General features: G+C 78.9%; 2 protein-coding genes and 1 pseudogene. All 3 read right to left on the bottom strand.

The genetic code is table 11. The features are described from left to right. Positions 1 to 340, bottom strand: a pseudogene (locus AB0O29_RS33805) (hypothetical protein); the annotation flags it as partial. Then, positions 337 to 4,275 carry a DUF5682 family protein gene (locus AB0O29_RS33800; RefSeq protein WP_365159638.1) on the bottom strand — a complete coding sequence of 1,313 codons (3,939 nt, stop codon included), beginning with the start codon at positions 4,273 to 4,275 and terminating at the stop codon, positions 337 to 339. The pseudogene AB0O29_RS33805 and the gene AB0O29_RS33800, both read right to left, overlap by 4 nt. Further along, the gene (locus tag AB0O29_RS33795) at positions 4,272 to 5,432 is read right to left on the bottom strand and encodes an AAA family ATPase (RefSeq protein WP_365159635.1); all 1,161 of its coding nucleotides are present in this window, start codon (positions 5,430 to 5,432) and stop codon (positions 4,272 to 4,274) included. The genes AB0O29_RS33800 and AB0O29_RS33795 overlap by 4 nt, the downstream gene beginning before the upstream one ends. Positions 5,433 to 5,557: the final 125 nt, after the last annotated feature.

Raw genomic sequence — 5,557 nt, 5'->3', positions numbered from 1 at the left:
CGGCGGCCGGACCCCCGTCCTCCACCCCGCCCGGCCAGGGCCGCGCCTCCGCCACCGGGGCCGCCGTCAGGGCCGCCGCGCGGTGCAGGCAGCGCGGTGCCAGGAGGCAGGTGCAGACGGCCTGCGCCGCCTCCGCGACCACTCCCGACGGCCCCGGACGCAGCGTGACCACCGCGTCCTCACCGAACCGGATGGTGACGCTCCGGTCCTCCCCGGCCTCCGCGCGCTCCCCGCAGCCCTCCACGGCGGCGTCGAGCTTCTTGCGCAGCCGGGCGCTCAGGTCCTCCACGGCCTCCGCCGTCACCTCGGCGGCGACGGGCGGCAACAGCGGGCTGGTCATGAGGGCTCCCCACGGAGTCGGTCGCCCACCCAGCGGGCGAGGGCGAGAGGGCTGAGCGCGGCCACCGGCATCCCGGCCGCGACGAGCTGCCGCGCCACCGGGACCGAGTACCGGGGCGTGCCGGAGTCGTCGAGGGCGGCGCAGCCCAGCAGGTGGGCGCCGGACGCGGCCAGCGCGCGGACCTCCGCGAGCAGGCCGCCGACCGGGCCGCCCTCCTCGAAGTCGCTGACCACGACGACGAGCGTGCGGCTCGGCACCGTGATCAGGGTCCGGGCGTGCGCGAGGCCCGCCGCGATGTGCGTACCGCCGCCGACGCGGACCTCCAGCAGCAGCGAGAGGGGGTCGGCGACCCGGCCCGTGAGGTCCGCGACCTGGGTGGAGAAGGCGAGGAAGTGCGTGGACAGGGTCGGGACCCCGCCCAGCACGGCCGCCGTGAGCGCCGACCAGACCACCGAGGCCTCCATGGAGCCGGAGACGTCGACCACCAGGATCAGCCGCCAGTCCGCCTCGCGAGACGCGCGGGTGCGGAAGACCGGGCGCTCCGGGACCACCACCACCCGGCCGTCGTCGAGGCGCCGGGTGTGCGCCAGATTGGCCCGCAGGGTGCGCGCCAGGTCGAGCCGGCCGCCGGGGCGGCGGGTCGGACGCGGCGTGGACAGGCCCGACAGGGCCGGCCGCATCCGGTTGGCCAGCTGCGCCGTCAGCTCGTCGACCAGCCGCTTCACCAGCGGCCGCAGCCGGGCGAGCTGCTGCTCGGGCATGCCGCCGGCCAGCGACAGCACGGAGGTCAGCAGTTCCACGGAGGGGCGGACGGAGGCCGGGTCGAGCTGGGCCAGTACGTCGGTACGGCCCGCGCCCGCGGCGTCCGCGAGCACCTCCTCGCGTACGTCGGCGCCGAACAGCGACTCCAGCTCCCGCGACCACTCGCGGGCCGTCGGGAACGAGGGCCCGTCCCCGCCGCCGGAACCGGACCGGCCCACGTCCCCGGAGCCCTCCCCGCGCCCGGCGCCGTACAGCTCGTCGAGCGCGCGGGCGTACCGGTGCGCCCCGGCCGGAAGCCGGTCGCGCTGCCGCCCCAGCAGCAGCCGCCACCGGTCGGCGGCCGCCAGCCGCCGCCCGCCGCCGGTCTCCACCGCCTCGACGACGGCCCCCGTCGCGGCGGTCGTCCCCGTCTCCGGCGCCCGAAGCGCGGGCGCCGCCGCGTCGGCCTGCGGGCCCGCAGGCGGTCCCGGCCGCGCGGGTTCGGCCGTGGCATCCGCCGGAGGCGTCGGCAGTGGGAGTTCCTTCAGGGCGCCCAGGCCCGCCGCGTCGGCGGCGGCCCAGAGGGCGAGGAGGGCCGGCGGGGCGTCGAGGGTGAGGTCGAGGCGGTCGCCGAGGCGTTCGGTCACCGTGTCCAGCAGCCGGTCCCGCGCCGCCGGGGCCAGCGTGTCGAACCCGGCGCGCAGCGCCGGAAGGCGCTCCAGGAACGCCCCGTCGGCCAGGCCGTCCACCCGGTCCAGCAGCGGCACCAGCGCCGCCGGGGAGGTCTCCAGCAGCGGTCCGGCGGCCGTGAGCAGCCCGGCGAGCCGGCGGGCCAGCGCGCGCCGGCCGTCGGCCGTGGCGGCGCCGTCCACCCAGGCGGCGGCGCGCTCACCGAGCCCGGCCGCCGGATCCAGGTCCAGCAGCACCCGTACGGCGAGCGCCGCGCCCCGCATCAACGGGCTTCCCCCGTCCGCCAGTTCCGCGAGCGCGGCGTCCATCCGAAGCCCCAGCCGGCGGGCCGCGGCCCGGTCGGACAGGGCCACCAGGGCGGCCGCGTCGGCGGGGTCGTCGCTGCCCGCGAGGCCGGGCAGCGACCGTACGGCGGCGTCCAGCAGATCGCCGCCCAGCGCCTCGGCGACGGCCCGCGCCCCGGCGGAGGCGCCGGGCAGGTGGCCGCGCCGCAGCCCCTCCAACAGGTCGACGGCTTCCAGGAGTTCCGTCACCCCGGCGGCCTCCGGCAGCACGGCGGCCGCCTCCTCCAGACGTACGTCGACCAGCTCGGGCAGGTCGCAGCGCGCGGCCGCGGCCAGCCCGGTCAGCACCTGCGCGGCCGTCGGACCGCCCTCGGCGGCCTGGCGGCGCGCGATGTCGCGCAGCGTGCCGGCGGCCGCCTGGGCGGCGGTGACGCCGCGGACCCCCGCGAGGTCCAGGCGCGCCGGGACCGAAGGGGTCCACGACAGCCGCCACTTGCTCCCCAGGGCGGTCCCGTCGCCGGTGGCGGCCACCCCCACGGGCTCCCCGTACGAGGCCCCGCACACCAGCAGCCGCTGGAGCAGCACCTCGCGGCGCCCGTCCAGCTCGGAGCGCAGCGGGTCGAGGCGGACCTCGCGCGGGGCCGGGTCCTGCGGGGACGGCAGCCGCAGGCCGGCCAGCTCCTCCTCCACGGAGGGGCCGAGCCCGGAACGCGGGGCGTGCGGGGTGGTCCGGCCCCGGCCCGTGCCGACGAACACCACCTCCAGGGCGGAGGCCAGCGCCCGTCCCCGGCCCAGGGGTTCGCCCTGCCCGAGCACCGTCGTGACGGCCTCCAGGAGCTCGCCCCGGCCGGGTGCCGGCAGCCCGCGCAGCACCGCCAGGTCACAGGCGAGGCGCAGGGTCTCGGCGGCCTCCCCGGTCCCCGCGGTGTGCCCGGCCCGGCGCAGCTCCCGGCACAGCCGGGTGAGTGCCGCCGCAGCCGCCTCCCGCAGCCGCGCCGGATCCCCGCCCGCCTCGAAGACGGCCTGCTGCCACAGCGGATCCCGGATCCCGGCGGGGTACCCGGAGCGGGAGTCGAGCAGATCGTAGGAGTACGCGACGAACGAGGTCACCACCCCGCCCTCGCCCCGGGCCCCGGCCAGGGTCCGGCCGTACCCCGGCGAGACCTCTCCGACCCGCGTGCCCGGCCCGCCGACCGGAGGCCCGACCGGGACGTCCGACCCGGCCGGGGCCCGGCCCTCGATCCCGTCGGCAGCCGTGGAAGCGCCACCGGCCGCGGACGGCGTCCCGGACGCCGATCCGGCGCCGGTCTCGAGGTGCCCCGTCGGCCCGCCATCGGTCCCGGACCCGGCCCGGGGTCCGGCCCCGCCACCGCGCGGTCCCGGAACCGGGGCGCCCGCCAGGAGCGCCGGGGCGTGGAAGGCGCCGATGACCGCCGCCACCCGGCGGCCGCCCGCAGAGGCCGCCGCCAGGACGCGCCGCATGTGCGCCTCCCGCGCCAGGTCCGTCCCCGGGACGGGGCCCGCGTCCGTACGCAGGGCCCATCCGACGCCGAGGGCCGCGCGGCGCACGGCCTCGGGGGAGCAGCCCGGGGCCAGGACCTCCACGGCCCGGTCCCACATGTCGTCCCCGTCCCGCCCGGACCCGGCGGCGGTGAGCCCGTCCGCGTACGACCGCCGGCCGGCGGCGCGGCCATCGCCGTCCCGGCGCGCCCGCTCGTCCGCCTCCGCCGGGTCGTGTTCAGCCCCGGGCGCGCCGGAGGGCCCGGCCACGGCGGTGCCCGGCCCGGAGCCGGACCCGGCGGCGGGGCCCGCGCCGGATCCGGGCGCCGGCGGAGTCGCCCCGGCCGGAATGGTGGGGGACCAGCCGGTGTCCGCGAGGGGGAGATCGCAGCACAGCACCTCCACGCCGCGGTCCCGCGCCCAGCGGAGCGCCGCCAGTTCCGGGGAGAAGTCCGCGAAGGGGTAGAAGGCCAGCCGGCCCTCCGGCCCCAGGCCCGCCAGCGCCACCGGGGCGACCGTCTCCGGGTCGGCCAGGTGGGGCAGCCACGGCTGGAAGTCGGACGGCAGCTCCACGCAGACCACCTCCGGGTCCGCGGCGTCCAGCAGCGCCGGCACCACCGCGGCCAGCGCCGGGCTGTGGTGCCGTACGCCCAGCAGGTACGGGGTGCGCGAGGCGGCCAGGGCCTCCACGGCCTCCCTCGGGTCCTCGGCGGGCCTCAACGCAGGCTCCCGCGCAGGTCCCAGAGCCGGCGCCACATCGCCGAGCCGTCCTCGGCGCGGCGGCGCACCGGGCCGTCCCAGTAGCCCAGCAACCGCCCGTGGTCGGCCGGGTCGTCCTTGCGGACCACGCCCAGCAGGTGCCCCGGCAGCAGGTCCAGCACGTCACCGCCCGGCAGGTACGCGGCCGCCACCCCCAGCGAGGCCGCCACCTGCACCGCCTCCGCCGTGGACATGACCGTTCCCGGCCGCTCCACGTCCCAGCCCTCCGCGCTGCGCCCCGAGCGCAGGTCCCGGAAGACGGTGACGAGCGCGTCGAGCACGCTGTCGTCCACCCCGAACGCCGCCCCCGCCCGCTCCACGGCGGCGACGGCCTGCCGGCGGATCAGCGCGGCCTCCGCGTCCGGGTCCGAGATCGGGCCGACCGTCTCGAAGTTGAAGCGCCGCTTGAGCGCCGCCGACATCTCCGAGACGCCCCGGTCGCGCAGGTTGGCGGTGGCGATGACGGTGAAACCGGGGGCCGCCGACACCACCGAGTCCTGCGTCGCCGTCAGCTCCGGCACGCTCACCCGCCGGTCGGACAGGATCGACACCAGCGCGTCCTGCACCTCGGGCAGACAGCGGGTGATCTCCTCGACCCGCACCACCCGCCCCGCCCGCATCGCCGCCAGCACGGGGGAGTCGACCAGGGCCTGCCGGGTCGGGCCCTGCGCCAGCAGCAGCGCGTAGTTCCAGCCGTACCGGAAGGCGTCCTCGGTGGTGCCCGCCGTACCCTGCACGGTGAGCGCGCTGGTGCCGGACACGGCGGCCGACAGCAGCTCGGACAGCATCGACTTGGCGGTGCCCGGCTCACCCGTGAGCAGCAGCCCGCGCTCCCCGGCCAGGGTCACCACGCAGCGCTCCACCAGGGCGCGTTCGCCGACGAACTTCGGCGCGATCACCAGCTTCGACGGCAGCCCGGCGCGCCGCCCCGGCAGGGCCAGCCGCTCGCCGTCGCTGCCGCACACGAAGGTCACCACCGCGCGCGGGGTCAGCGCCCAGCCCGGCGGGCGGGGGCCGGTGTCCTGGGCGGCGAGGAAGGCCAGTTCGGCGGCGTACCGCTCCTCGGCGGGCACGACCTGGCGTGCGGGAGCGGACGGTTCGGTCACGGTCATCGTCAAGTCCTCGTGTTTCTCGGCCTCGGCCGTACGGAAGGGAAGGAGGGGCCGGCGGGGGCGAGCGCGCCCAGCGCGAAGGCGACGGGAACGGTCAGCAAGGCGCCGCACCGGACCAGGTCCATCGCGAT

The sequence above is a fragment of the Streptomyces sp. NPDC089915 genome, from assembly GCF_040684675.1.
Classification (GTDB): domain Bacteria; phylum Actinomycetota; class Actinomycetes; order Streptomycetales; family Streptomycetaceae; genus Streptomyces.
Note: the sequence above shows the minus strand (reverse complement) of the source record. Positions and strands in the feature narration are given on the sequence as shown.